General features: G+C 53.2%; 20 protein-coding genes. 10 read left to right on the forward strand and 10 right to left on the reverse strand.

The genetic code is table 11. The annotated features are described in order from the left end of the window. Positions 1 to 1193 precede the first annotated feature (1193 nt). The 10 genes from glmS (at position 1194) to cobO (ending at position 12343) form a co-directional block, all read left to right on the forward strand. Positions 1194 to 1643: a methylaspartate mutase subunit S gene (gene glmS / locus F4V72_RS14880; RefSeq protein ID WP_053510187.1), complete on the forward strand. Its 450-nt coding sequence runs from the start codon at positions 1194 to 1196 to the stop codon at positions 1641 to 1643. Beyond that, positions 1643 to 3031, forward strand: coding sequence for a methylaspartate mutase accessory protein GlmL (gene glmL, locus F4V72_RS14885; protein ID WP_053510189.1), 1389 nt, complete (start codon positions 1643 to 1645; stop codon positions 3029 to 3031). Before glmS ends, glmL begins: the two co-directional genes overlap by 1 nt. 18 nt (positions 3032 to 3049) lie before the next feature. Continuing rightward, entirely contained in the window at positions 3050 to 4495 is a 1446-nt protein-coding gene (locus F4V72_RS14890; RefSeq protein WP_114048673.1) for a methylaspartate mutase subunit E, read from the forward strand. Beyond that, positions 4495 to 5736, forward strand: coding sequence for a methylaspartate ammonia-lyase (locus F4V72_RS14895; protein ID WP_114048672.1), 1242 nt, complete (start codon positions 4495 to 4497; stop codon positions 5734 to 5736). Before F4V72_RS14890 ends, F4V72_RS14895 begins: the two co-directional genes overlap by 1 nt. A gap of 3 nt (positions 5737 to 5739) precedes the next feature. Beyond that, complete coding sequence (locus F4V72_RS14900; protein ID WP_114048671.1) at positions 5740 to 7110, forward strand: acyclic terpene utilization AtuA family protein; 1371 nt, start codon at positions 5740 to 5742, stop codon at positions 7108 to 7110. Further along, positions 7107 to 7424, forward strand: a complete 318-nt coding sequence (locus F4V72_RS14905) for a DUF4387 domain-containing protein (RefSeq protein ID WP_053510197.1) — start codon at positions 7107 to 7109, stop codon at positions 7422 to 7424. Before F4V72_RS14900 ends, F4V72_RS14905 begins: the two co-directional genes overlap by 4 nt. 164 nt (positions 7425 to 7588) lie before the next feature. Next, positions 7589 to 8896 carry a dicarboxylate/amino acid:cation symporter gene (locus F4V72_RS14910; RefSeq protein ID WP_136058405.1) on the forward strand — a complete coding sequence of 436 codons (1308 nt, stop codon included), beginning with the start codon at positions 7589 to 7591 and terminating at the stop codon, positions 8894 to 8896. Between the two features lie 95 nt (positions 8897 to 8991). After that, the gene (gene glsA / locus F4V72_RS14915; RefSeq protein ID WP_114048670.1) at positions 8992 to 9993 is read left to right on the forward strand and encodes a glutaminase A; all 1002 of its coding nucleotides are present in this window, start codon (positions 8992 to 8994) and stop codon (positions 9991 to 9993) included. A gap of 84 nt (positions 9994 to 10077) precedes the next feature. Next, positions 10078 to 11730: a class I fumarate hydratase gene (locus tag F4V72_RS14920; protein ID WP_053510203.1), complete on the forward strand. Its 1653-nt coding sequence runs from the start codon at positions 10078 to 10080 to the stop codon at positions 11728 to 11730. A 10-nt stretch (positions 11731 to 11740) separates the two neighbouring features. Continuing rightward, positions 11741 to 12343 carry a cob(I)yrinic acid a,c-diamide adenosyltransferase gene (gene cobO, locus F4V72_RS14925; RefSeq protein WP_053510206.1) on the forward strand — a complete coding sequence of 201 codons (603 nt, stop codon included), beginning with the start codon at positions 11741 to 11743 and terminating at the stop codon, positions 12341 to 12343. 48 nt (positions 12344 to 12391) lie between these two features. Here the strand turns inward: cobO and F4V72_RS14930 are convergent, their stop codons facing one another. From F4V72_RS14930 to sdhC, 10 genes are all read right to left on the reverse strand, one after another. After that, on the reverse strand, positions 12392 to 13297 hold the full coding sequence (locus F4V72_RS14930; RefSeq protein ID WP_136058406.1) for a LysR substrate-binding domain-containing protein: 906 nt from the start codon (positions 13295 to 13297) through the stop codon (positions 12392 to 12394). Between the two features lie 355 nt (positions 13298 to 13652). Then, positions 13653 to 14540: a PocR ligand-binding domain-containing protein gene (locus F4V72_RS14935; RefSeq protein ID WP_053510210.1), complete on the reverse strand. Its 888-nt coding sequence runs from the start codon at positions 14538 to 14540 to the stop codon at positions 13653 to 13655. Between the two features lie 207 nt (positions 14541 to 14747). Continuing rightward, complete coding sequence (gene sucD, locus F4V72_RS14940) at positions 14748 to 15617, reverse strand: succinate--CoA ligase subunit alpha (RefSeq protein WP_023247158.1); 870 nt, start codon at positions 15615 to 15617, stop codon at positions 14748 to 14750. Next, on the reverse strand, positions 15617 to 16783 hold the full coding sequence (gene sucC / locus F4V72_RS14945) for an ADP-forming succinate--CoA ligase subunit beta (RefSeq protein WP_001048614.1): 1167 nt from the start codon (positions 16781 to 16783) through the stop codon (positions 15617 to 15619). Before sucC ends, sucD begins: the two co-directional genes overlap by 1 nt. 137 nt (positions 16784 to 16920) lie before the next feature. Next, positions 16921 to 18141, reverse strand: a complete 1221-nt coding sequence (odhB, locus tag F4V72_RS14950) for a 2-oxoglutarate dehydrogenase complex dihydrolipoyllysine-residue succinyltransferase (protein WP_079795969.1) — start codon at positions 18139 to 18141, stop codon at positions 16921 to 16923. A gap of 14 nt (positions 18142 to 18155) precedes the next feature. After that, complete coding sequence (gene sucA / locus F4V72_RS14955) at positions 18156 to 20957, reverse strand: 2-oxoglutarate dehydrogenase E1 component (protein ID WP_001181510.1); 2802 nt, start codon at positions 20955 to 20957, stop codon at positions 18156 to 18158. 330 nt (positions 20958 to 21287) lie between these two features. Beyond that, on the reverse strand, positions 21288 to 22004 hold the full coding sequence (gene sdhB / locus F4V72_RS14960) for a succinate dehydrogenase iron-sulfur subunit SdhB (RefSeq protein WP_136058620.1): 717 nt from the start codon (positions 22002 to 22004) through the stop codon (positions 21288 to 21290). A gap of 16 nt (positions 22005 to 22020) precedes the next feature. After that, positions 22021 to 23787 carry a succinate dehydrogenase flavoprotein subunit gene (gene sdhA / locus F4V72_RS14965; protein WP_000775561.1) on the reverse strand — a complete coding sequence of 589 codons (1767 nt, stop codon included), beginning with the start codon at positions 23785 to 23787 and terminating at the stop codon, positions 22021 to 22023. Further along, positions 23787 to 24134: a succinate dehydrogenase membrane anchor subunit gene (sdhD, locus tag F4V72_RS14970; protein WP_000254357.1), complete on the reverse strand. Its 348-nt coding sequence runs from the start codon at positions 24132 to 24134 to the stop codon at positions 23787 to 23789. Before sdhD ends, sdhA begins: the two co-directional genes overlap by 1 nt. Next, complete coding sequence (gene sdhC / locus F4V72_RS14975; RefSeq protein WP_000263340.1) at positions 24128 to 24532, reverse strand: succinate dehydrogenase cytochrome b556 subunit; 405 nt, start codon at positions 24530 to 24532, stop codon at positions 24128 to 24130. The genes sdhD and sdhC overlap by 7 nt, the downstream gene beginning before the upstream one ends. Positions 24533 to 24811: the final 279 nt, after the last annotated feature.

The following is a 24811-nucleotide window of genomic DNA, read 5'->3' on the forward strand; positions in this document are numbered from 1 at the left end:
AAGACTCCGAGAGTGAACCCCGTTAGAAAGGGTCACACGCATGCCCCAATACAAATTTATTTGCCGCCTCTCATCGTACTATCCCCTCGGGAAGGAAACAGTAATGATGAAAGGTTACAAACATGTTAATAAAAAACCCAAATTGATCCCGCAAATATATTACGCCGTAAAACCCTTACAATAAACAGGTTTTTAGTGGGTCAGATTTGCTTTTTTCGACAGCGATCAATTTATGCCTAACCTATCGCTTTTCAGGGAATTTGATCACGGGCAATTTAACCAGTTTTGATGCTCTTTTCCAACATTTAAATATTGATTAAAATCAATTTTTAAAGTTAATGTTAATAATGTTTATTCATTGAATGCATGGTGAATTTTTTGTTAACTTTTTGTTTTTACAAAGAGTAATTTCCAACCCTCTGCAAAAAGAGGCTTATTCGGTAAGGCTAAACATTTTGTGCGTTTTTTACTGCCCCGCATCCAGTAAAAAACATTCCACATTGATGTTCAATTATTGCTAAATAGCTCACAGATTTTTTCTGCTGGTTATCAACACTTATTATTTTATACATTTAGTCTATTTTTATTTTACTTATAATTAACACCGCAAAGAAACTATCTCATTGCACACGCGCCCTCTGGCTCTCCACGTTAACCTTCACAGGCCTCCCCTCCTCTGTCAGCTATCGGCGCCGCTCATCGCGTCGGATTATCCCCTTAATTATTGCGGCCTGGCTTTCCAGCCCGTCAAGGTCAAACAAACAATTTATTAGCTAATTTTTCTTTATTTTAACAAAACAGTGTTCATCTCTATATAATAAATATATCGAAGATTCTGTTACTATCCTCACAAGTTTATCCTGAATTTCTACAGCGCTAATAGGCTAAAGGCTGATATTTGCCCCGAAAAATAAAACTGGAGTTATATCACAAAAATAACACATAGTTATTTTTGTAGTTTTTTTAGAAAGCAAAAACCCTCTCAGGAGAAACAAAGCAACCATTTGATAATTAAGCTATTTTATATTTTCACAACCAAAATAATCATTTTAAGAAGGTTATTTTGAAAATAGATCAATTGCTTCACCCATCGCTTATAAAGACACTCATTCAATATTAACAGAGTGCAACTTCCCGCATTCTAAATATTAAAAGAAGCACTACTTTACAACAATCCCTGGAGAGGATTACCCATGAAAAAATCAACGCTTGTTATTGGCGTCATTGGCGCGGACTGCCATGCCGTAGGCAATAAAGTTTTAGATCGTGTTTTTACTGCCCATGATTTTCGCGTAATCAATCTGGGAGTAATGGTGAATCAGGATGAATATATTGACGCCGCCATCGAGACCGGCGCCGATGCGATCGTCGTTTCATCGATTTACGGGCATGGCGATATCGACTGCCTCGGACTACGCGAGCGCTGCATCGAACGCGGCATCGGCGACATCCTGTTGTATGTCGGCGGCAATCTGGTGGTCGGCAAGCATGACTTTGCCGGGGTGGAAGCAAAATTTAAAGAGATGGGCTTTAACCGCGTCTTCGCGCCAAGCCACGATCTTGAAGACGTTTGTCAGCTGATGGCGAACGATATCAACCAGCGCCACGGCGTGGAGCAGCATTGTCTTGAAGAGGCTCTGTGATGCAGATAGTTTCTGTCGATATCGGCTCAACATGGACGAAGGCCGCCCTCTTCGCCCAGGAAGGGGACGCATTAACGCTGGTTAATCACGCGCTGACGCCGACGACGACGCATCATCTGGCAGACGGATTTTTTGCCAGTCTGAACCAGGTGTTAAATGTCGCCGACGCGCGCCCCCTGCTGAAAAACGGCGACATACAGCTTAAATACTCCTCTTCCGCAAAAGGCGGGCTGGCCGTCGCCGCGATGGGGCTGGTGCCATCAATCACCCTGGAATCGGCGAAAGTCACCGCCCACTCCGCTGGCGCGAAAATCGCCCAGTATTACGCCTATAAACTCAACCAGCATGATATCGCCGAGCTGGAGGCCTCGCCGCCGGACATTCTGCTCTTCACCGGCGGTACTGACGGCGGCGAAGAGAGCTACGGTCTGGCTAACGCCCACGCGCTGGCGGAATCAGCGCTGGACTGCGCCATTATTTACGCCGGCAACCGCGACATTCAGGACCAAGTCCAGGCGATTCTGGGCCATAAAGATCTCATTACGGTGGACAATATTCTGCCCGATCTCGATCACCCCAATCCTTACGCCGCGCGCAAAGCGATTTGCGATGTCTTCCTGTCGCGCATCGTGAAAGGCAAAGGCCTGGACGTTATCGTCAGTGAAACCGGGGAAGAGCCAATGCCGACGCCGTGGACGGTTTACGAACTGGTGAAGGCGATAAGCGACATCGATAACGCATGGAAAGAGTTCATGCTCATCGACATGGGCGGTGCCACCACCGACGTTTACTCCGCCTGCGCCAATACGCTCTCGCCCGATACGGTGTTGCACGGCGTGCCGGAACCGTTCGTCAAACGTACCGTTGAAGGCGATCTGGGCATGCGCGTCTCCGCCGTCGTGGTGGGAGAAAGCACTGAAGAACTGGTGAAAGTGGTGTTCGCTCAACAGCCGGAGCGTCAGCAGGCTTTTTATCACTATTTGCGTCATCTGACGGCGCAGCCGGATTATCTGCCGCGCAGCGAAGAAGAACAATACTTTGATACCCTCCTCGCCGGTTTGTGCGTCGGCTATGCCAGCGAGCGTCACGCAGGAACGAAAAAGCAGGTCTGCACCTGTGTCGGCAATGTCGATCTGCAGATGGGGCGCGATCTGACCACCGTGCGCAAAGTGATTGGTTCCGGCGGCTGGCTCTCCCGCGCCGGTCAGTTTGATATTCATCGCTGGTTGAAATACCGGGAGCTTAATGACGACGGCAAACGCATTCTCCTACCAAACCAGTTTGACTATTACCGTGATTCGAAAGGCCTGCTTCCTCTGCTGGCGAATGTCGCCAGACTCTACCCGCAGCTCGCCGCTCGCACCAGCATTCACTGTTTAACCCGATAAAAACTAAGGCAGCAACGAATGGAACTCCAGAATAAGAAGTTAACCCATGATGAATTCATGACCGAACGGCATCAGGTGTTGCAGACCTGGCATACCGGTAAAGAGGTTGAAAATTTTGAAGATGGTGTGAAGTATCAACAAACCATTCCTGAGCAAAAACGTTTCTCGCAGGCCTTGCTGAAGGCCGATCGGGAAGGCAGAACCCTGAGCCAGCCGCGCGCGGGCGTGGCGCTGATGGATGAGCACATTGCGCTGCTTAAAACCCTGCAGGAAGAGTGCGATCTGCTGCCCAGCACAATTGATGCCTATACCCGTCTGAACCGCTACGAAGAAGCGGCGGTCGGTATTCAGAAATCGATCGAGGCGGGAACCTCCAAACTGAACGGCTTGCCCGTAGTTAACCACGGCGTGGCGGCCTGCCGCCGGATGACCGAAGCGCTGGAAAAACCGATTCAGGTGCGTCACGGTACGCCGGATGCGCGCCTGCTGGCGGAAATTGCCATGGCCAGCGGCTTCACCAGCTACGAAGGCGGCGGCATCTCCTACAACATCCCTTATGCCAAACGCGTGACGCTGGAAAAATCGATCCGCGACTGGCAGTACTGCGACCGCCTGATGGGCATGTACGAAGAGCACGGCATTCGTATTAACCGCGAACCGTTCGGCCCGTTGACCGGGACGTTAATTCCGCCGTTTATGTCGCACGCGGTGGCGATTATCGAAGGCCTGCTGGCGCTGGAACAGGGTGTGAAATCCATCACCGTCGGCTACGGCCAGGTGGGTTGTCTGACCCAGGACATCGCGGCAATTCAGTCGCTGCGCGAACTGTCCCACGAATATTTCCAGAACTACGGCTATGACGATTATGAGCTGAGCACCGTATTCCATCAGTGGATGGGCGGTTTCCCGGAAGATGAATCCAAAGCGTTTGCCGTCATCTCCTGGGGCGCGGCGGTAGCGGGTATGTCCGGCGCGACCAAAGTCATTACCAAGAGCCCGCACGAAGCGTTCGGCATTCCAACCGCTGCCGCTAACGCGCAGGGGCTGAAAGCCTCACGCCAGATGCTCAATATGGTTAGCGATCAGAAATTCCCGCCCTGCCCCGCCGTCGACCAGGAAGTCGAGCTGATTAAGAGCGAAGTGCGCGCCGTACTGAAGAGAGTCTTTGAGTTAGGCAATGGCGATGTAGCGCGCGGAACGGTGCTGGCCTTCGAAGCGGGCGTACTGGATGTGCCTTTTGCGCCAGCCGCCTGCAACGCCGGCAAAATCCTGCCCGTACGCGATAACACCGGCGCGATTCGCGTGCTGGAAGCGGGCGCGGTTCCGCTGCCGCAGGACATTCTCGCTCAGCACCACGATTACGTCGCCGAGCGCGCGCATTTTGAAGGACGCAAGCCCTCATTCCAGATGGTTGTTGATGACATCAACGCGGTATCCCACAGTAAATTAATAGGAAGACCATAATGAAAATTAAACAAGCCCTTTTCACCGCGGGTTATTCTTCATTCTATTTTGACGATCAGCAGGCGATTAAAAACGGCGCGGGTCATGATGGATTCATTTATACCGGTGCGCCGGTCACCCCTGGCTTTACCTCCGTGCGCCAGGCTGGCGAATGCGTTTCCGTTCAGCTGATTCTGGAAAACGGCGCGGTGGCGGTTGGTGACTGCGCCGCCGTCCAGTACTCCGGCGCGGGCGGCCGCGATCCGCTGTTCCTCGCGGATCACTTTATCCCGTTCCTGAACACCCATATTAAGCCGCTGCTGGAAGGCCGCGATGTCGACACATTCCTGCCGAACGCCCGCTTCTTCGACAAGCTGCGCATTGACGGCAACCTGCTGCATACCGCCGTTCGCTATGGCCTTTCTCAGGCGCTGCTCGACGCTACCGCGCTGGCGACAGGCCGCCTGAAAACAGAAGTGGTGTGCGACGAATGGCAACTGCCGTGCGTACCGGAAGCCATTCCGTTATTTGGCCAGAGCGGTGACGATCGCTACATCGCCGTTGATAAAATGATCCTTAAAGGCGTCGATGTCCTGCCTCACGCACTGATCAACAATGTCGAAGAGAAGCTCGGCCTTCAGGGCGAAAAACTGCGCGAATACGTGCGCTGGCTGTCCGACCGCATTTTAAGCCTGCGTACCAGCCCGCGCTATCACCCGACGCTGCATATCGACGTCTACGGCACGATCGGTCTGATCTTCGATATGGACCCGCTGCGCTGCGCTGAATATATCGCCAGCCTGGAAAAAGAGGCGCAGGGCCTGCCGCTGTACATTGAAGGCCCGGTCGACGCGGGCAATAAACCGGATCAAATCCGCCTGCTGACCGCGATTACCAAAGAGCTGACCCGCCAGGGCTCCGGCGTGAAGATTGTCGCCGACGAGTGGTGTAACACCTATCAGGATATCGTGGATTTCACCGACGCCGGTAGCTGTCACATGGTGCAGATCAAAACCCCGGATCTCGGTGGCATTCACAACATCGTTGACGCGGTGTTGTACTGCAACAAACACGCCATGGAGGCCTATCAGGGCGGAACCTGTAACGAAACCGAGATCAGCGCCCGCACCTGCGTCCACGTCGCGCTGGCCGCGCGCCCCATGCGGATGCTGGTGAAACCGGGGATGGGTTTCGATGAAGGTCTCGACATCGTATTTAACGAAATGACTCGCACCATCGCGCTGTTACAGGCTAAGGAGTGAGAGATGGCTCGTACCTTTAAAATTCTATCGCCAACCGCTATTCTGGGATATGGCTTCCCGGAGGAAAGTTTTCGCAAAGCGATGGAGGAATCGCCGGATCTGATTGCCGTCGATGCAGGTTCTTCCGATCCGGGCCCTCACTATCTGGGGGCAGGTAAGCCCTTTACCGATCGGGCCGGAGTGAAACGCGATCTGCGCTATATGATTATCGCTGGCGTAAAAAATAACATTCCGGTGGTGATCGGCACTGCCGGCGGTTCCGGCGCCGCGCCGCACCTGGCGTGGTGTCGCCAGATAATCCTTGAGATTGCGCAGGAAGAGAATCTCACTTTCTCACTGGCGCTTATCCCCTCCGATGTGGATAAAGCGATCGTCCATCAGGCGCTGGATAACGGCAAAATTACCGCGCTGGAGTTCGTGCCGGAACTGACCCACGAGGCCATTGAAGAAAGTACTTATATCGTCGCGCAAATGGGGATCGAGCCTTTCCAGCGGGCGCTGGAAGCCGGCGCGCAGGTGGTGCTGGGCGGCCGCGCCTACGATCCGGCCTGCTTCGCGGCGTTGCCAATTATGCAGGGCTTTGATGAAGGACTGGCGCTGCACTGCGGTAAGATCCTGGAGTGCGCGGCGATTGCCGCCACGCCGGGGTCCGGTTCCGACTGTGCAATGGGCATCATTGACGACAACGGCTTTACGCTGAAAACCTTCAATCCGCAACGTAAGTTCACCGAAACGTCCGCCGCGGCGCACACCCTGTATGAGAAATCCGATCCGTACTTCCTGCCGGGGCCGGGTGGCGTGCTGAATCTGAAAGGGTGCAGCTTTAAAGCCGTCAACGATGGCGAAGTGTACGTCAGCGGTTCCCGTCATGAAGCGACGCCATATGCGCTGAAACTGGAAGGCGCGCGTCAGGTCGGCTTCCGCTGCCTGACCATCGCCGGCACGCGCGACCCGATCATGATTGCCGGAATTGACACGATCCTTGACGAGGTGAAAGCCAGCGTGGCGCGTAATCTGTCTCTAACCGATGACAGCATCCGCATGACTTTCCATCTGTACGGGAAAAATGGCGTCATGGGCAACCATGAACCGATGCAAACCGCCGGACACGAACTGGGGATTCTGCTGGACGTGGTCGCCCCAACGCAGGATATCGCTAATAGCGTCTGTTCGCTGGTACGCTCTACCCTGCTGCATTACGGCTATGAAAACCGGATCGCCACTGCGGGCAACCTCGCCTTCCCGTTCTCGCCGTCTGATATTCAAAGCGGCCCGGTGTATGAGTTTTCTATTTACCATTTGATTGAAGCCAGCGATGCGTTGCGCTTTGATTTCCGCCTCGAACAGGTAACGCCAGAAGGAGTCCAGGCATGAAACAGTCTATTTGTTCACTGGCGCAGGTCATCCGATCCAAAAATGCTGGCCCCTACGAACTGGTATTAGATATTTTATTTAAGACCCGAGAGGATTATCAGCGCGTCAAAGCTTCGGAACAATTAACGCCGCAGCTTATTGCCGGTTTATATAATGTGAAGCCTGATTTTATTCATCGTATTATTTGGTTTGATCCGGCTAACGCCGTAAAAATCGTGATGCCCCGAGATATCATTTCCGGGAACGTCGGCGATAACGACGTATACGGCGCGCAACAACATGCACCCTTACTCGCTATTGAGTTAGAGCTGTAGGCATAAATATAACAACATCCATTGGGGTACAGGATTCTGCTGTTACTTCGTACTCCTGATTATTCATGCGGTTGGTCACAACAGACGAACGCTTGAGCGGTCTTTCGGCTCAGGCGTTCGCCGCCCTACAACTTATACGCCAACCTTTATCCGATGGAGCAATAATGAAGAAAATAAACTTAACAAAAATGATCATTTTAGGTTTGATACTCGGTATGATTGCCGGAGTGGTCATTAATAATATGGTCTCGGCAGGGGCCGCGAAAACATATGCTCAGGAAATTTCTATTTTCACCACTATTTTCTTACGCCTGGTGAAAATGATTATCGCCCCGTTGGTTATTTCAACTCTGGTCGTCGGTATTGCGAAAATGGGCGATGCCAAAACGCTGGGGCGTATCTTCTCTAAAACTTTTTTCCTGTTTATTTGCGCCTCGCTGTTATCCATTGCGCTCGGTCTGGTGATAATAAACTTATTCCAGCCGGGCGTGGGCATTAACTTTGTACCGCACGATGCGGGCGCCGTTGCCGCCGTTCAGTCCGAACCCTTCACTCTGAAGGTGTTTATTTCTCATGCCGTGCCGACCAGTATCGTGGATGCGATGGCGCGTAATGAAATTCTGCAAATCGTCGTGTTCTCTATTTTCCTCGGCTGCAGCCTGGCGGCAATCGGCGAAAAGGCGGAACCGATCGTTAAGGTGCTCGACTCACTGGTCTACGTGATGCTGAAACTGACCGGTTACGTAATGTTGTTCGCACCGTTAACCGTGTTTGCCGCGATTTCCGGACTGATTGCCGAACGCGGGCTGGGGGTAATGGTCAGCGCCGGGATCTTTATGGGTGAATTCTATCTGACGCTGGGTATGCTCTGGGCAATTCTGATTGGGCTGTCAGCCATGATTGTCGGCCCTTGCATCAGCCGTTTGACGAAAGCGATTTTCGAACCCGCGTTGCTGGCCTTCACCACTTCCAGCTCTGAAGCCGCGTTTCCCGGCACGCTGAATAAACTGGAGAAATTTGGCGTCTCGTCAAAAATCGCCAGCTTTGTCTTACCGATTGGCTACTCCTTTAACCTGGCCGGTTCGATGGCCTACTGCTCCTTTGCCACCGTATTTATCGCCCAGGCCTGTAACGTCCATCTCAGCATGGGCGAGCAGATCACTATGCTGCTGATCCTGATGCTGACCTCCAAAGGGATGGCGGGCGTACCGCGCGCGTCTATGGTGGTTATCGCCGCCACGCTTAACCAGTTCAATATTCCGGAAGCGGGTCTGATTCTGCTGATGGGCGTCGATCCATTCCTCGATATGGGCCGTTCCGCCACTAACGTGATGAGTAACGCAATGGGCGCGGCGATTGTCAGCCGTTGGGAAGGCGAACACTTCGGCGCAGGCTGTCGGGGTAAAGCCCCGGAGAAGGCGACGGAGCGGGAACAACCTGCCAACGAGCCGTCTGAAGTCGCGATGTCCTGATACGAAACACTTGCCGGATGGCGCCTGCTATAGGCCAGATAAGGGGCTTGTACCGCCATCCGGCAATATGATCATCAAACCAACAGGGTTGCACCATGAACGTAAAATTTTTTGGCGCGAGCATATTAACCTTCAGCTTATTGTTTAGCGTAAATACGCTGGCGCAAACCACGCCGGACTACGCCTCGCTTATCGAACAGGCGCACCAGAAGTTTAAAAGCAATCATGACGGTAAAGTCGCCGACTACATCCCCGCGCTGGCGACCTATAGCCCCAACAATTTCGCCATTACGCTCGCCACGGTCGACGGCAAAATTTATCAGGCTGGCGACGTGAAAAAAGCGTTTCCGATGGAGTCCTTGGGCAAAGTCTTCACGCTGGCGCTGGCGATGGAACAACACGGGCCGCAGGTAGTGCTGGATAAACTTGGCGCCAACGCCACCGGTCTGCCTTTTAATTCGGGTTTAGCCGTTGAACTCACCAAAGGCGCGCCAGAAAATCCGCTGGTCAATGCCGGCGCCATGAGCACCGTCAGCCTGATTGAGGCGAAAGACAAAACCGATCGCTGGAACAAAATCCTCGATAACCTGAACGCATGGGCCGATGCCTTACTCACCGTTAACGAACCCGTATTCCAGTCGGAAATGGAAACTAATCAGCACAACCAGGCGCTGGCGATGCTGATGAATTCTTATAACAGCTTTTATGGCAATACTCAGGAAGCCGTCGAAATTTATACCCGCCAGTGCTCCGTAGATATCACCGTTGAGCAGCTCGCCAAAATGGGCGCGGTACTCGCTAACAAAGGCAAATCGCCTTTCAACGGCAAGCAGTTGCTCAATGAAAGCTACGTGCCGCAGATACTGGCGGAAATGGCGATAGCAGGGCTGTATGACGGCAGCGGCAAATGGCTGTACACCGTCGGTATGCCGGCGAAATCCGGCGTTGGCGGCGGGATGGTTGCCGTAGTACCGGGGCAATACGCTATCGCTGTCTACTCTCCGCCGCTGGATGAGGCCGGTAATAGCGTTCGCGCCCAGCAAACAATTGCGTATATCGCCCATGCGACACAGGCCAATCTCTTTATAGCGCATTAAATAATGTCGGCTCGCGCATTTTCCCAGGCCGGATAGCACGGTACGCCGCTATCCGGCAAAAAAACTTAAAGGTGAGAAGTAACTATGTCAAAACCATTTGTCTGGCAGGAACTTTTTGTTCAGAGTGAAGATAATACGGAATATCAACTCCTCAGCGATCGGTATGTTACGGTGAGAGAGCTGGATGGCGAAGAGGTAATTAGCGTAGCGCCGGAAGCGCTGACCCTGTTGGCGCAACACGCCTTTTACGAAGCCTCTTTCTTTTTGCGCGCCGCGCACTTGCAACAGATTGCCGACATTCTGCACGACCCGCAGGCCAGTCATAATGACCAGTACGTCGCCCTGCAACTATTACGTAACGCCGAAGTGTCGGCCAAAGGCGTTCTGCCGAACTGCCAGGACACCGGCACCGCCACGATTGTCGCAAGCAAAGGGCAGCGTATCTGGACTGGCGGCGATGATGCCGAGGCGTTAAGTAAAGGCGTCTATCTTACCTTTCAGGAAAATAATCTGCGTTATTCGCAAAATGCGCCGCTGGATATGTATACCGAGGTGAATACCCAAACCAACCTTCCCGCGCAGATAGACATTAGCGCCACGCCGGGCAGCGAATACCGTTTCCTGTTCGTCAATAAAGGCGGCGGTTCGGCCAATAAAGCCGCGCTATTCCAAGAGACAAAGTCAATTCTGCAGCCGGAAAAACTCACCGCATTCCTGGTAGAAAAAATGAAAACGCTGGGAACCGCCGCCTGCCCGCCGTACCACATCGCTTTTGTCGTGGGCGGCTTATCCGCCGACCAGGCGCTGAAAACGGCGAAACTGGCCTCAACCAAATATTACGATAACCTGCCTGACCACGGGAATGAACTGGGCCAGGCGTTCCGCGATACCGAGCTTGAGACCGCTCTACTCAACGCCAGCCGCGAATTTGGCATTGGCGCGCAGTTTGGCGGTAAGTATTTCGCCCACGACATCCGCGTGATCCGCCTGCCTCGCCACGGCGGCTCCTGCCCCATCGCGATGGCGCTCTCCTGCTCCGCCGACCGTAACATCAAAGCGAAAATCAATAAACACGGTATCTGGCTGGAAAAACTTGAGCACCATCCGGGAAAATTTATTCCTGAATCCTGCCGCGTGGAAAATAACGCGCAAAGCATTCAGCTCGACCTGAATCGTCCGCTATGCGATATCCGGCGCGATCTCGCCGCGCTACCGGTCGGCACGCGTCTTTCATTAAGCGGCCCGATTGTGGTCGCCCGCGACATTGCCCATGCCAAAATTAAAGCGCGGCTGGATAGCGGCGAACCGATGCCGGACTATATGAAAAACCATATCGTCTACTATGCCGGCCCGGCCAAAACACCGGACAACCTTGCCTGCGGATCGCTTGGCCCAACCACCGGCGGGCGCATGGATGGCTATGTGGACGCCTTCCAGGCGGCGGGCGGTAGTTTAATCATGCTCTCGAAAGGCAACCGCAGCCAACAGGTGACCGAAGCGTGCCGGAAGCATGGCGGCTTTAACCTCGGCAGTATCGGCGGCGCGGCGGCCCTACTGGCGCAGCAGTATGTAAAAAACCTGCGCTGCCTCGAATACCCCGAACTGGGAATGGAAGCGGTCTGGATGATGGAAGTCGAAGGTCTGCCCGCCTTCGTGCTGGTGGACGACAAAGGCAATAATTTCTTCAGCCAGTTTGAGCAACAGCATCGCTGCGCCTCCTGTCCGGCAGGCCAGTAAGGAGATCTTAATGGAAACGCGAGACAATACCGAACGCCATCGCCAACGGCAGCAGAGGCTAAAAACGCAGGTGGATACCCGCGTGGCGGCGGCGACGGTTAAAAAAGGGGTGCTGATCGTCTTTACCGGCAATGGAAAAGGTAAGTCTACCGCCGCCTTCGGCACCGTGACACGCGCCGTCGGCCATCACAAAACGGTTGGCGTCGCGCAGTTCATCAAAGGCCAGTGGGATAACGGCGAATACAACGTGCTGCATCCGCTTGGCGTGGAATTCCATATTATGGGAACGGGCTTTACCTGGGAGACGCAGGATCGCGAAGCGGACAAAGAGGCGGCAGAAGCGGTCTGGCTGGAGAGTAAGCGAATGCTGGCCGATCCGCGCTACGATCTGGTCGTGCTGGATGAGTTGACCTGGATGCTGTCTTATCACTATCTGGAGACCCAGGAGGTGATCGACGCGATTAGCAACCGTCCTCCGGCGCAAAGCGTGATCGTTACCGGACGCGGATGCCACGCCCGGCTTCTGGAGCTCGCCGATACGGTTAGCGAGCTTCGCCCGGTGAAACACGCTTTTGACAGTGGGATTCAGGCGCAGGCGGGTATTGACTGGTAACATATTTTATGCCGGATGGCGCTTGTGCGCTTATCCGGCTTATTGAGCTTAGTTCTCCCTGGAAACCGCTGATTTTTTCAATAGCCACTCGCGAAAGACCTGAAGATGACAGGACTCCGTTTTATCTTCGCGCCAGGTCATGATAAACCGATTCCCGGTACGTATCGGGACATCACACGGAATCACCATATCGCCATTATCCAGATCGTGCTGAATGGCAAACCGGGGCAATAGCGCCACACCCAGGTTAGAGCGCACCGCCGCGATCAGCATCGACAAGAGATCAAAACGCGGTCCTTTATTGACCTGTAGGCTGCTGACGCCTGAAAGCGCGAACCACTCCTGCCAGCCATTGATGCGCGTGCTTTGGTGCAAAAGCGTAAATTCGTTCAGTAGCTCATCAACCGCCAGCTTTTGCCGCGGCTGAGACAGTAAGCTCCCGCTGCATACCGGCAAAATATCTTCTTCGAATAAGTATTCTCTTTCTGACCACGGAGAACAGAAGTCCTCCCGCATAATGGCGGCGTCGTACTCCCGGTTAAGAAAATCGCCAATATTGGCCAGCGAATGGATATTGACAATAATATCCGGATTTAATTTATTAAATTCACGTAAGTTCGGGATTAGCCAGTGGGTACTAAAAGTGGGATTTACCGCCAGTTCGATAACCTGAACGGTAGGTTGCCAGGTCATAATAGAGTTTGTATCTCGCTCCAGTTTGTTAAGCGTTTCTTTAACGATACTCAGATAATGCTTTCCGGCAGCATTTAAAAAAATCCTTTTTTTGGCATGATTAAATAATGAGGTATGCAAAAATTCTTCCAGCGCATTCACTTGTCTGAACACCGCACTCTGCGTTAGCGCCAGCTCCTCGGCTGCCCGGGTATAACTTTCGTGACGCGCGACTACTTCGAAGGTTACCAGCAATTCAGTCTTGGGTATTTTTCCTCTCATAACGTCTTCCATATGCAGCGTACAAAAAAAAGTTTAAATAATAAAATTAATATAGCCACTCAGATTCCCACTGAGAGTTATATTTTATTTCCTCTATAAATTTCATTGACCCATCCCATGTTTCAGACATACTGGTGGCGATCAAATATTAACCAATAATACGCAACTACAGCAATAAACACAATTTAAACGTGATTAATTGCGAACGGATAGTGTCAATAAGTTCTTAATAATTTCTCAAGTTAACCTGTCTCAACCTGAAAAAGTTCATGTAGTTTATAAAACACTTTCTCTAATACTTCAGGAAAATAATACCAGTGTTCTTATTAGCAAAAAGAGATGTTTTATTACATCGTTAAACAAGCGATTTACGCCGGCGGTACATCTGGGGAGACATGTGATAGGTAGCATGAAAAACACGGCAAAAATAACTGGTTTGCGCGTATTGCAGCTTTCTGGCGATATTATCGATGGTCTGATCGGTATGACAAAGTAACTCACCGGCGCGCTGCATTCGTCTTTGATTAACCCAGGTTTTAAAGTTTATACCCTGCCGTTTTTTAAAGAAACGGCTAAAATAGTTCGGACTCAGACAAACATACGCGGCCACAGATTCAAGCGTCAATTCGCTATAGAGGTTATCTTCAATATAACGCAATGCGGCAACGCGTTTTTTCTCATGTCGGGAAAGAGAATGATCCGCCTCAGTTACCGCTATCAGATTTTCCTGAGCATCGGCATCACTATTTGACGAGAGAGAGTTAATGACAAAACTGAGTAAATTTACCGCCGCCGTCAAACGATTATTATCAATGATCTTTAGATTCTGCCATACACGGTTTAAGAGCGCGTCATTCTCCCAGTCAGCAATATTCATCAAATCAATAGCCCTGTACTCCTGATATTTTACCCGCACCTTACCACAAAGAATAAAACCGCAAACCTGCTGATTGTCCACTAACGGAACAGCGAAAAAGCTTAATCCGGCATAACAGTTCAGGATCTGCGGTTTTGCCATATGTAAAGCGTGCCAGGCGCAATATCTGTCGCATTGCTGGCAATATTGCGCGTAATCATCATGAGCGCGCATCAGGGCGCAAAACGGATTGCAGACCATATTTTCGGCCTGCGTTTTCCCGTTAATATCAACAACGAAAGTGGTAAAGTCAGTCGCCGCAGTAAAAAGCCTGGCGAGGGTATAAAAACGTTGTAAATAGCGTTCCTGACGACATGGCAGTGACATACGTATTCCCCGGCAATGGCTCGACTAAAGGCAATAATATGCCGTATTGTCTCTCAGGGAAAAATGATGCTTTTCGCAAAAAATAATACCTTTTAAACAAAACAACATGAGTCGCAGGCAAGACATCGCCATAAAAAAGGCCACCGCAAAGGTGGCCAACCATGTCGAAAACGGACATTTATCTGTTCCCTCAGGAACAGCGAGTTTTTATTTTATAATTGCTTTCAGCGCTTCACCGATATCGGCCAGGCTGCGAACGGTTTTCACGCCTGCGGCTTCCAGCGCGGCGAATTTTTCATCCGCAGTGCCTTTACCACCCGCAATGATGGCGCCCGCGTGGCCCATACGCTTGCCTTTCGGCGCGGTGACGCCCGCGATATAACCGACAACCGGCTTGGTGACGTGATCTTTAATGTACGCCGCCGCCTCTTCTTCCGCGCTACCGCCGATCTCGCCGATCATCACGATTGCTTCAGTCTGCGGATCTTCCTGGAACAGCTTCAGGATATCAATGAAGTTAGAGCCCGGAATCGGGTCGCCGCCGATACCCACACAGGTAGACTGGCCGAAACCGTAATCGGTGGTCTGCTTAACCGCTTCATAGGTCAGCGTACCGGAACGGGAAACGATACCCACTTTACCCGGCTGGTGAATGTGACCCGGCATGATGCCGATTTTGCATTCGCCCGGGGTGATAACGCCTGGACAGTTCGGGCCGATCATGCGTACGCCAGCTTCATCCAGCTTCACCTTCACGGTCAACATATCCAGCGTCGGGATACCTTCGGTGATGGTGATAATCAGTTTGATGCCCGCATCGATCGCTTCCAGAATGGAGTCTTTGCAGAACGGCGCCGGAACGTAGATAACGGTGGCGGTTGCGCCGGTCGCTTCTACCGCTTCGCGGACGGTGTTGAACACCGGCAGACCCAAATGCGTGGTGCCGCCTTTACCTGGCGTCACGCCGCCCACCATCTGCGTACCGTAAGCGATCGCCTGCTCGGAGTGGAACGTCCCCTGGCTACCGGTAAAGCCCTGACAGATAACCCTGGTGTTTTTATCGATTAAAACGGACATTATTTCCCCTCCACTGCGGCAACAACCTGCTGAGCTGCATCCGTCAGACTTTTCGCTGCAATAATATTCAGGCCGCTGTCAGCCAGTTTCTTCGCGCCGAGTTCGGCGTTATTGCCTTCCAGACGAACCACCACCGGAACATTAACGCCCACTTCTTCCACCGCACCGATGATACCGTCGGCAATCAGGTCACAACGGACGATACCGCCGAAGATGTTAACCAGAACCGCTTTCACGTTGTCATCCGAGAGGATGATTTTAAACGCTTCGGTTACGCGCTCTTTGGTCGCGCCGCCACCAACGTCAAGGAAGTTAGCCGGTTCGCCGCCATGCAGCTTAACGATGTCCATGGTGCCCATCGCCAGGCCCGCGCCGTTAACCATGCAACCGATGTTGCCGTCCAGCGCGACGTAGTTCAGTTCCCACTGCGCCGCCTGGGCTTCACGCGGGTCTTCCTGCGACTGGTCGCGCATTTCACGCAGATCCGGCTGGCGGAACAGCGCGTTGCCGTCAGCGCCCAGCTTGCCGTCGAGGCAAATCAGATCGCCCTGCTTAGTGATAACCAGCGGATTGATTTCGATTAGCGCCAGGTCGCGCTCAAGGAAAATGGTTGCCAGGCCCATAAAGATTTTGGTGAACTGCTGCACCAGTTTACCTTCCAGCCCCAGTTTGAACGCCAGTTCACGCCCCTGATAAGGCATCGGGCCGGTTAGCGGATCGAGCGCAACTTTGTGGATCAGGTGCGGGGTTTCCTCCGCGACTTTTTCGATCTCCACGCCGCCTTCGGTAGATGCCATAAAGACCACGCGACGGGAACTACGGTCAACAACCGCGCCGAGATACAGTTCTTTGCCGATATCGGTCGCCGCTTCAACCAGAATCTGGTTTACCGGTTGGCCATTAGCGTCTGTTTGATAGGTCACCAGACGTTTGCCCAGCCAGTTTTCCGCAAAGGCGCGAATGTCCTCTTTGCTGTTTACCACCTTCACACCGCCCGCTTTGCCGCGGCCGCCAGCGTGAACCTGACATTTCACTACCCACGGGCCGGCGCCGATTTTAGACGCGGCTTCTTCGGCTTCACGCGGAGTAGTACAGGCATAACCCACCGGCGCCGGTAAGCCATAGCGGGCAAAAAGTTGTTTTGCCTGATATTCATGTAAGTTCATGTGTTCTGTCCATCCTTCAGGTAATCGTTATCTTTAGACCTGTAGGCCTGAAAGCTGCGCGCCATCAGGCAACCGTCGCCGGATGGCGGCGTGAACGCCTTATCCGGCCTACAGGTAGCAGGTGATGCTCTTGTTGACTACACGTCCAGCAGCAGACGGGTCGGATCTTCCAGCAACTCTTTGATGGTGACCAGGAAACCCACGGATTCGCGACCATCGATCAGGCGATGATCGTAAGAGAGCGCCAGGTACATCATCGGCAGAATTTCCACCTTGCCATCCACCGCCATCGGCCTGTCTTTAATGGCGTGCATTCCCAGAATCGCGCTCTGCGGCGGGTTGATGATCGGGGTAGACATCAGCGAACCGAATACGCCGCCGTTGGTAATGGTAAAGTTACCGCCGGTCAGGTCTTCTACGGTCAGCTTGCCGTCGCGGCCTTTGACGGCCAGTTCTTTAATTTTCTTCTCGATGTCAGCCATGCCCAGCGTATCCACGTCACGCAGTACCGGCGTGACCAGGCCGCGCGGCGTAGACACCGCCATGCTCACATCAAAGTAATTGTGGTACACCACGTCATCGCCGTCGATAGAGGCGTTCACTTCCGGATAACGTTTCAGCGCTTCAACTACCGCTTTCACGTAGAAGGACATAAAGCCCAGGCGGATGCCGTGACGTTTTTCAAACACTTCGCCGTACTGCTTACGCAAATCCATAATCGGCTTCATGTTGACTTCATTGAAGGTCGTCAGCATAGCGGTAGAGTTTTTCGCTTCCAGCAGACGCTCGGCCACGCGCTTACGCAGGCGGGTCATCGGCACGCGTTTTTCGCTGCGCGCGCCCAGAGCCGGTTGTGCTGCAGGTTCAACAGCAGGCGCTTTAGACTCGTCTTTCGCTGGTGCTTTCGCCAGATGTTTTTCCACATCTTCACGGGTAATACGGCCGCCGACGCCGGTCCCTTTGATAGCGCTGGCTTCCAGATTGTGTTCAGCCAGCAGGCGACGGATCGCCGGGCTGAGCGCATCATTGTTTTGTTCTTCCAGCGACGCCTGCTGACGCTGTGCCGGCGTAGACGCTTTCTCTTCAGATTTCGCGCTGGTCTCTTTACCCGCGCTGTTGCCTTCACGCAGGCGACCGAGGATCTGGCGAGAGGTGACAGTAGTCCCCTCCTCTTCCAGAACCGCATCCAGAATGCCGTCCGCTGATGCCGGTACTTCCAGTACCACTTTGTCAGTTTCGATTTCTACCAGCACTTCGTCACGAACAACCGCATCGCCCGGTTTTTTATGCCAGGTGGCGACGGTCGCGTCCGCTACGGACTCAGGCAGGTCGGGAACAAGAATATCTACGCTACTCATTATTTATCCTTTATTTAATCGACGTTCAGCGCGTCATTAACCAGATCTTGTTGCTGTTTCTGGTGAACGGACATATACCCTACCGCCGGAGAGGCGGAGGCCGGGCGACCTGCGTAACGCAGAGCGGCCCCAAACGGAATAACTTCACGGAAATGATGCTGACTGCAGTACCATGCGCCCTGGTTGAGCGGCTCTTCCTGGCACCAGACAAAATCATGGACGTGAGCGTATGGTTGCAGCGCTTCCTGCACCGCTTTATGCGGGAACGGATAGAGCTGCTCGATGCGCACGATAGCAACATCTTTTTGATCGTTTTTACGCCGTTGTTCCAGCAGGTCGTAATAAACCTTACCAGAACACATTACCACGCGTTTTACGGCTTTAGGGTCCAGCTCGTCAATTTCGCCAATGGCCGGCTGGAAGGAACCGTTAGCCAGTTCATCAAGCGTGGAGACTGCCAGCGGGTGACGCAGCAGCGATTTCGGCGACATCACCACCAGCGGACGACGCATCCCGCGCAGCGCCTGACGACGCAGCATATGGTAGACCTGCGCCGGGGTGGATGGCACGCAAACCTGCATATTCTGCTCGGCGCAAAGTTGCAGGTAACGCTCCAGACGCGCGGAGGAGTGCTCCGGCCCCTGCCCTTCATAACCGTGCGGCAACAGCATCACCAGACCGCACATCCGGCCCCATTTCTGCTCGCCGGAGGAGATGAACTGGTCAATCACCACCTGCGCGCCGTTGGCAAAATCGCCAAACTGCGCTTCCCAGATAGTCAGGGTACGTGGTTCCGCCGTGGCATAACCGTATTCAAAGGCCAGCACCGCTTCTTCAGACAGCACGGAGTCCCAGACTTTAAACTGTCCCTGACCGCTGTGAATATGCTGCAATGGCGTATACGTTGAGCCATTCGTCTGGTTGTGGATCACCGCATGACGATGGAAGAAGGTGCCGCGACCGGAGTCTTCCCCGGACAGGCGTACCGGAATGCCTTCATCTACCAGAGTGGCGTAAGCCAGATTTTCCGCGCCGCCCCAGTCAAACAATTTCTCGCCTGCCGCCATTGCCTGACGGTCGCCATAAATTTTCGCCACACGGGACTGCATTTCAATAGCTTCCGGCACGGTGCTGATACGTTTTGCCAGCTCCTGCAGGCGCTTCATTTCTACCTTGTTCGGGTATGCTTCATCCCATTCGTGGTTTAGATACGGCGACCAGGTGAACGAGTGCATATTCATCGGACGCCACTCTTTCACCACGCATTCGCCCGCATCCAGCGCATCGCGATAGAGGTTGACCATTTCGGTGGCGTCTTCGAGCGTTGCGACCTTATCAGCTTCCAGTTTGTCGGCGTAGATTTTACGCGGCGTCGGATGCTTTTTGATTTTCTGGTACATCAGCGGCTGGGTTGCGCTTGGCTCGTCGGCTTCGTTGTGACCGTGACGGCGGTAGCACACCAGATCGATAAAGACATCGCGTTTAAAGGTGTTACGGAAGTCCAGCGCCAGACGGGTCACAAAAGCGACAGCTTCCGGATCGTCCGCGTTGACGTGGAAAATGGGTGCCTGGACCATTTTACCGATATCGGTGCAGTAAGGCGTTGAACGCGCATCCAGCGGGTTAGAGGTGGTAAAACCAACCTGGTTGTTGATAACGATACGTACCGTACCGCCCACTTCGTAACCGCGCGCTTTCGACATGTTCAGAGTTTCCTGAACCACGCCCTGGCCGGTCACCGCGGCGTCGCCGTGAATGGTGATCGGCAACACTTTGTTGCTGCTCGGTTCGTCCAGTCTATCCAGACGGGCACGCACGGAACCCATCACCACCGGGCTAACAATTTCCAGGTGCGATGGGTTAAACGCCAGCGCCAGGTGAACCAGACCGCCTTCGGTTTCGATATCTGACGAGAAGCCCATGTGATACTTCACGTCGCCGGTACCAAGATGTTCTTTATGCTTACCAGCAAACTCGTCGAACAGATCCTGCGGTTTTTTACCCAAGACGTTGATTAGCACGTTCAGACGACCACGGTGCGCCATCCCCAGCACCACTTCGCGAGTGCCGCTGTTACCCGCATGGCGAACCATCTCTTTCAGCATGGGTACCAGAGCATCCCCCCCCTCCAGCGAGAAACGTTTCGCTCCGGGGAATTTGGCACCCAGGTAACGTTCCAGTCCTTCAGCGGCAGTCAGTTCGTTCAGGAAGCGTTTTTTCTCGTCAGCGCTAAAGGCCGCGCGACCGGATTCAATGCGCTGTTGGATCCAGCGTTTCTCTTCGGTGCTGGTGATGTGCATATACTCAGCGCCAATCGGGCCGCAGTAGGTCTGTTTGAGCGCTTCGAGCAGCTCGCCCAGCTTCATCGTCTCTTTGCCGCTGGCAAAGGAGCCAACATTGAAGGTTTCCTGGAAATCGGCCTCGGTCAAATCATGGAAAGAAGGGTCCAGATCCGCCACGCGTTCTTGTTTCCACAGTCCCAGCGGATCGAGGTTTGCATGCTGATGGCCACGGAAACGATAAGCGTTGATAAGCTGCAGGACTTTAACCTGCTTCACATTGGTGTCAGGGTCGGAAATCGTAGAAGAGTAACGTGAGCCAGCCAACGCCTGCCGCCGGAAATATTCACGTGTTTTTGAATGGAGTTGATCCGGTTTGACTCCGGTACCAGGTAACTGCTGGAACGTCAAACGCCAGTTAGCGTCTACCGAGTCAGGATCGGTTAAGAAGTCTTCATAGAGCTGTTCTATCCAGCTCTGATTCGAACCAGAGAGGTAAGAAGAGTCCAACCAGGCTTTCAAAGCGCTGTTCTGCATCGTGATCCCTTAAGCATTCGTATGCTTACTTCGCCGTGGATACTAACCACGCATACGCCGTATGCGTGCCGGGGTTCACTTGTTGCGGACTGTCGTGTCATCTGCGTCCGCTAAGGAACCTTTAAAAACTGTCTAATAATCGTCATCGTTCAGGCTGCGACTGCGTTGCGCCCCTCACTCACGCCGGTCACATAGTTAACTATGCACCCGAAGATTCGTTCCGTTTGCGCCTGGTCTCGCGCTGAACATCTCGATTATTGTTATCAATATGGCAGTTTTTAGAGATTTCCTGCACGACCGGGGAATCTCTTCCCCGGCAACTACAACTACTTATGCGCTACGCTGCAACAGCATCGACTTAATATGACCGATAGCGCGCGTCGGGTTCAGCCCCTTAGGACATACACTGACGCAGTTCATAATGCTGTGACAGCGGAATACGCTGAATGCATCGCTCATCCCTTCCAGACGACTGTCGGTCTCGGTATCACGGCTGTCGATCAGGAATCGATACGCCGCGAGCAGACCCGCCGGACCGATAAACTTATCCGGATTCCACCAGAATGACGGGCAGGATGTTGAGCAACAGGCGCAAAGAATACATTCATACAGCCCATCGAGTTTTTCACGCTGCTCCGGCATCTGTAAATGCTCACGAGCCGGTGGATTTTGCCCATTATTCAATAAGTAAGGCTTAATCTTCTCATATTGTGCGTAGAATTGCCCCATGTCTACTACCAAATCGCGGATCACCGGCAAACCGGGTAGCGGGCGAATCACCATCTTCTTACCTGGCTGATTCAGCGCCGAAATGGGGGTGATACAGGCCAACCCATTCTTACCGTTCATATTCAAACCATCAGAACCACATACACCTTCGCGGCAGGAACGGCGGAAAGAAAGGCTGGGATCTTTTTCTTTAAGCTGGATTAACGCATCCAGCAGCATCATGTCACGCCCTTCTTCGCCTTCCAGGGTGTAATCCTGCATACGCGGAGCGTTATCGACATCCGGGTTATAACGATAAATCGAAAATTCGAGTTTCATCATCCTGTCTCCGCAATTAATAAGTACGAATCTTCGGCGGGAACGCCGGACGCAGTTTCGGTTCCATATTGACGCTTCGGCGCGTCATGGATTCCGTTTGCGGTTGATACAGGGTATGACACAACCAGTTGGCATCATCACGCTCCGGGAAATCGAAGCGGCTATGCGCGCCGCGGCTTTCCGTCCGGAAGTTGGCGGATACGGCAGTGGCGTAGGCGGTTTCCATCAGGTTATCCAGCTCCAGGCACTCAACACGCTGGGTATTAAACTCGCTGGACGTGTCATCCAGACGGGCGTTTTTCAGACGCTCGCGGATCACTTTCAACTGCTCAAGCCCTTTCGCCATCGCGTCGCCTTCACGGAATACGGAGAAGTTATGCTGCATACACTCCTGCAGTGCTTTGCGGATAGCCACCGGATCTTCGCCATTGCGGTTGTTGTTCCAGCGATTCAGGCGCTCCAGAGAACCTTCAACGTCAGACTCGCTGGCATCGCGCAGCACGCCCTGCTCGGCGATGGATTCCTGTAAATGCAGCCCCGCCGCGCGGCCAAAGACCACCAGATCCAGCAGCGAATTACCGCCCAGACGGTTGGCGCCGTGAACCGATACACAGGCGATTTCACCCACCGCGAACAGCCCCGGAATAACCACGTCTTCGCCCTGCTCGTTCACGGTCAGCGCCTGACCGGTCACTTTAGTCGGAATACCGCCCATCATGTAGTGGCAGGTCGGGATAACCGGAATCGGCTCTTTCACCGGATCGACGTGGGCGAAAGTACGGGACAGCTCCAGGATACCCGGCAGGCGAGATTCCAGCACCTCTTTACCCAGGTGATCCAGTTTCAGTTTAGCGTGCGGCCCCCACGGACCGTCGCAGCCGCGACCTTCACGGATTTCGATCATGATGGAACGCGCCACCACGTCACGACCCGCCAGGTCTTTGGCGTTCGGCGCATAACGTTCCATAAAGCGCTCGCCGTGTTTGTTCAGCAGGTAACCGCCTTCGCCGCGGCAGCCTTCTGTCACCAACACGCCCGCCCCGGCGATACCGGTCGGGTGGAACTGCCACATTTCCATGTCCTGCACCGGGACACCGGCACGCAGCGCCATACCGACACCGTCACCGGTGTTGATGTGAGCGTTCGTGGTGGACTGGTAGATACGGCCTGCGCCGCCGGTCGCCAGCACCGTCGCGCGGGCTTTGAAATACACCACTTCACCGGTTTCGATGCACAGTGCGGTACACCCTACCACCGCGCCATCCTGGTTTTTCACCAGATCCAGCGCATACCATTCGGAGAAAATCGTGGTATGGTTTTTCAAATTTTGCTGATAGAGCGTATGTAGCAAGGCGTGACCGGTACGGTCAGCCGCCGCCGCGGTACGTGCCGCCTGCTCGCCGCCAAAGTTTTTCGACTGGCCGCCGAACGGGCGCTGATAGATACGTCCATCATCAAGACGGGAGAACGGTAGCCCCATGTGCTCCAGTTCCAGAATCGCTTCCGGACCGGTCTTACACATATATTCGATGGCATCCTGGTCACCAATGTAATCCGACCCTTTTACGGTATCGTACATGTGCCATTCCCAGTTATCTTCATGGGTATTACCGAGCGCCACGGTGATGCCGCCCTGCGCGGAAACGGTATGCGATCGGGTTGGGAACACTTTAGATAGCAGCGCACAGGTTTGGCCGCTTTGGGAAATTTGCAGCGCCGCGCGCATACCTGCGCCACCGGCACCAATCACAACAGCATCAAATTCTCTGACTGGCAGTTTCATTACACACCCCACACCACAACAAATCCATAGATGACGTAAACCACCAGAGCAACAACGATAACGAGTTGCAGTACCAGGCGCACGGCCAGTGGTTTAACGTAGTCGGTCAACACCTGCCACATGCCGATCCAGGCATGAATCAAGATGGAAAAAAGCGCCAGCAGGGTGAAGACTTTGGTGAAGGCCGATGAGAAGAAACCGGTCCAGGCTTCAAAGGTCAGCTCGCCGCTCGTGGCGAAAAAACCCACCATGTAGATGATGTATAACGTCAGAACGATAGCGGTAGCACGGACCAGGATGAAGTCATGTACGCCATTGCGTCCTAATGCGGAGGCGTTGCTTACCATACGAGGACTCCTGCGAGAAGTGAAAGCACGACAGTGATAACAAAAGAGATTTTGGCAGAGCGTTGACCCGCTTCGAATGTTTCTTCCAGATAGCCAAAATCCATTAACATGTGACGAATTCCAACGATGACGTGATACGCCAGCGCGGTAAGGATGCCCCACATGATAAATTTAACGATGAAGCCGTCCATGATGTCGGCGGCCTGCTGGAATCCTTCCGGGGAAGAGAGGCTGGTGCCCAGTAGCCACAGTAATATGCCGACGGCGATGAAAGTAATCACACCGGATACGCGATGGAGAATGGACGCTATCGCTGTGATGGGGAACCGAATCGTTTGTAGATCCAGATTGACAGGTCTTTGTTTTTTCACATTTCTTATCATGAATAACGCCCACATGCTGTTCTTATTATTCCCTTAAGACTTCGGTTACAGAGGTGAATCTACCTGTAGCCAGAAAGACGACGGGATTTCCTTCCTCCGGTCTGCGTGCGGGTCAGACAGCGTCCTTTCTATAACTGCGCGTCATATAAAACACTGCTTCCAGTAGCTAAAACGACACGTTACAACGCTGGGTGGCTCGGGATTGCAGGGTATTCCGGAGACCTGGCGGCAGTATAGGACGTTCACAAAATCATTACAATTAACCTACATATAGTTTGTCGGGTTTTATCCTGA

Origin of the sequence: Salmonella enterica subsp. diarizonae (genome assembly GCF_008692785.1) — a bacterium.
GTDB lineage: Bacteria > Pseudomonadota > Gammaproteobacteria > Enterobacterales > Enterobacteriaceae > Salmonella > Salmonella diarizonae.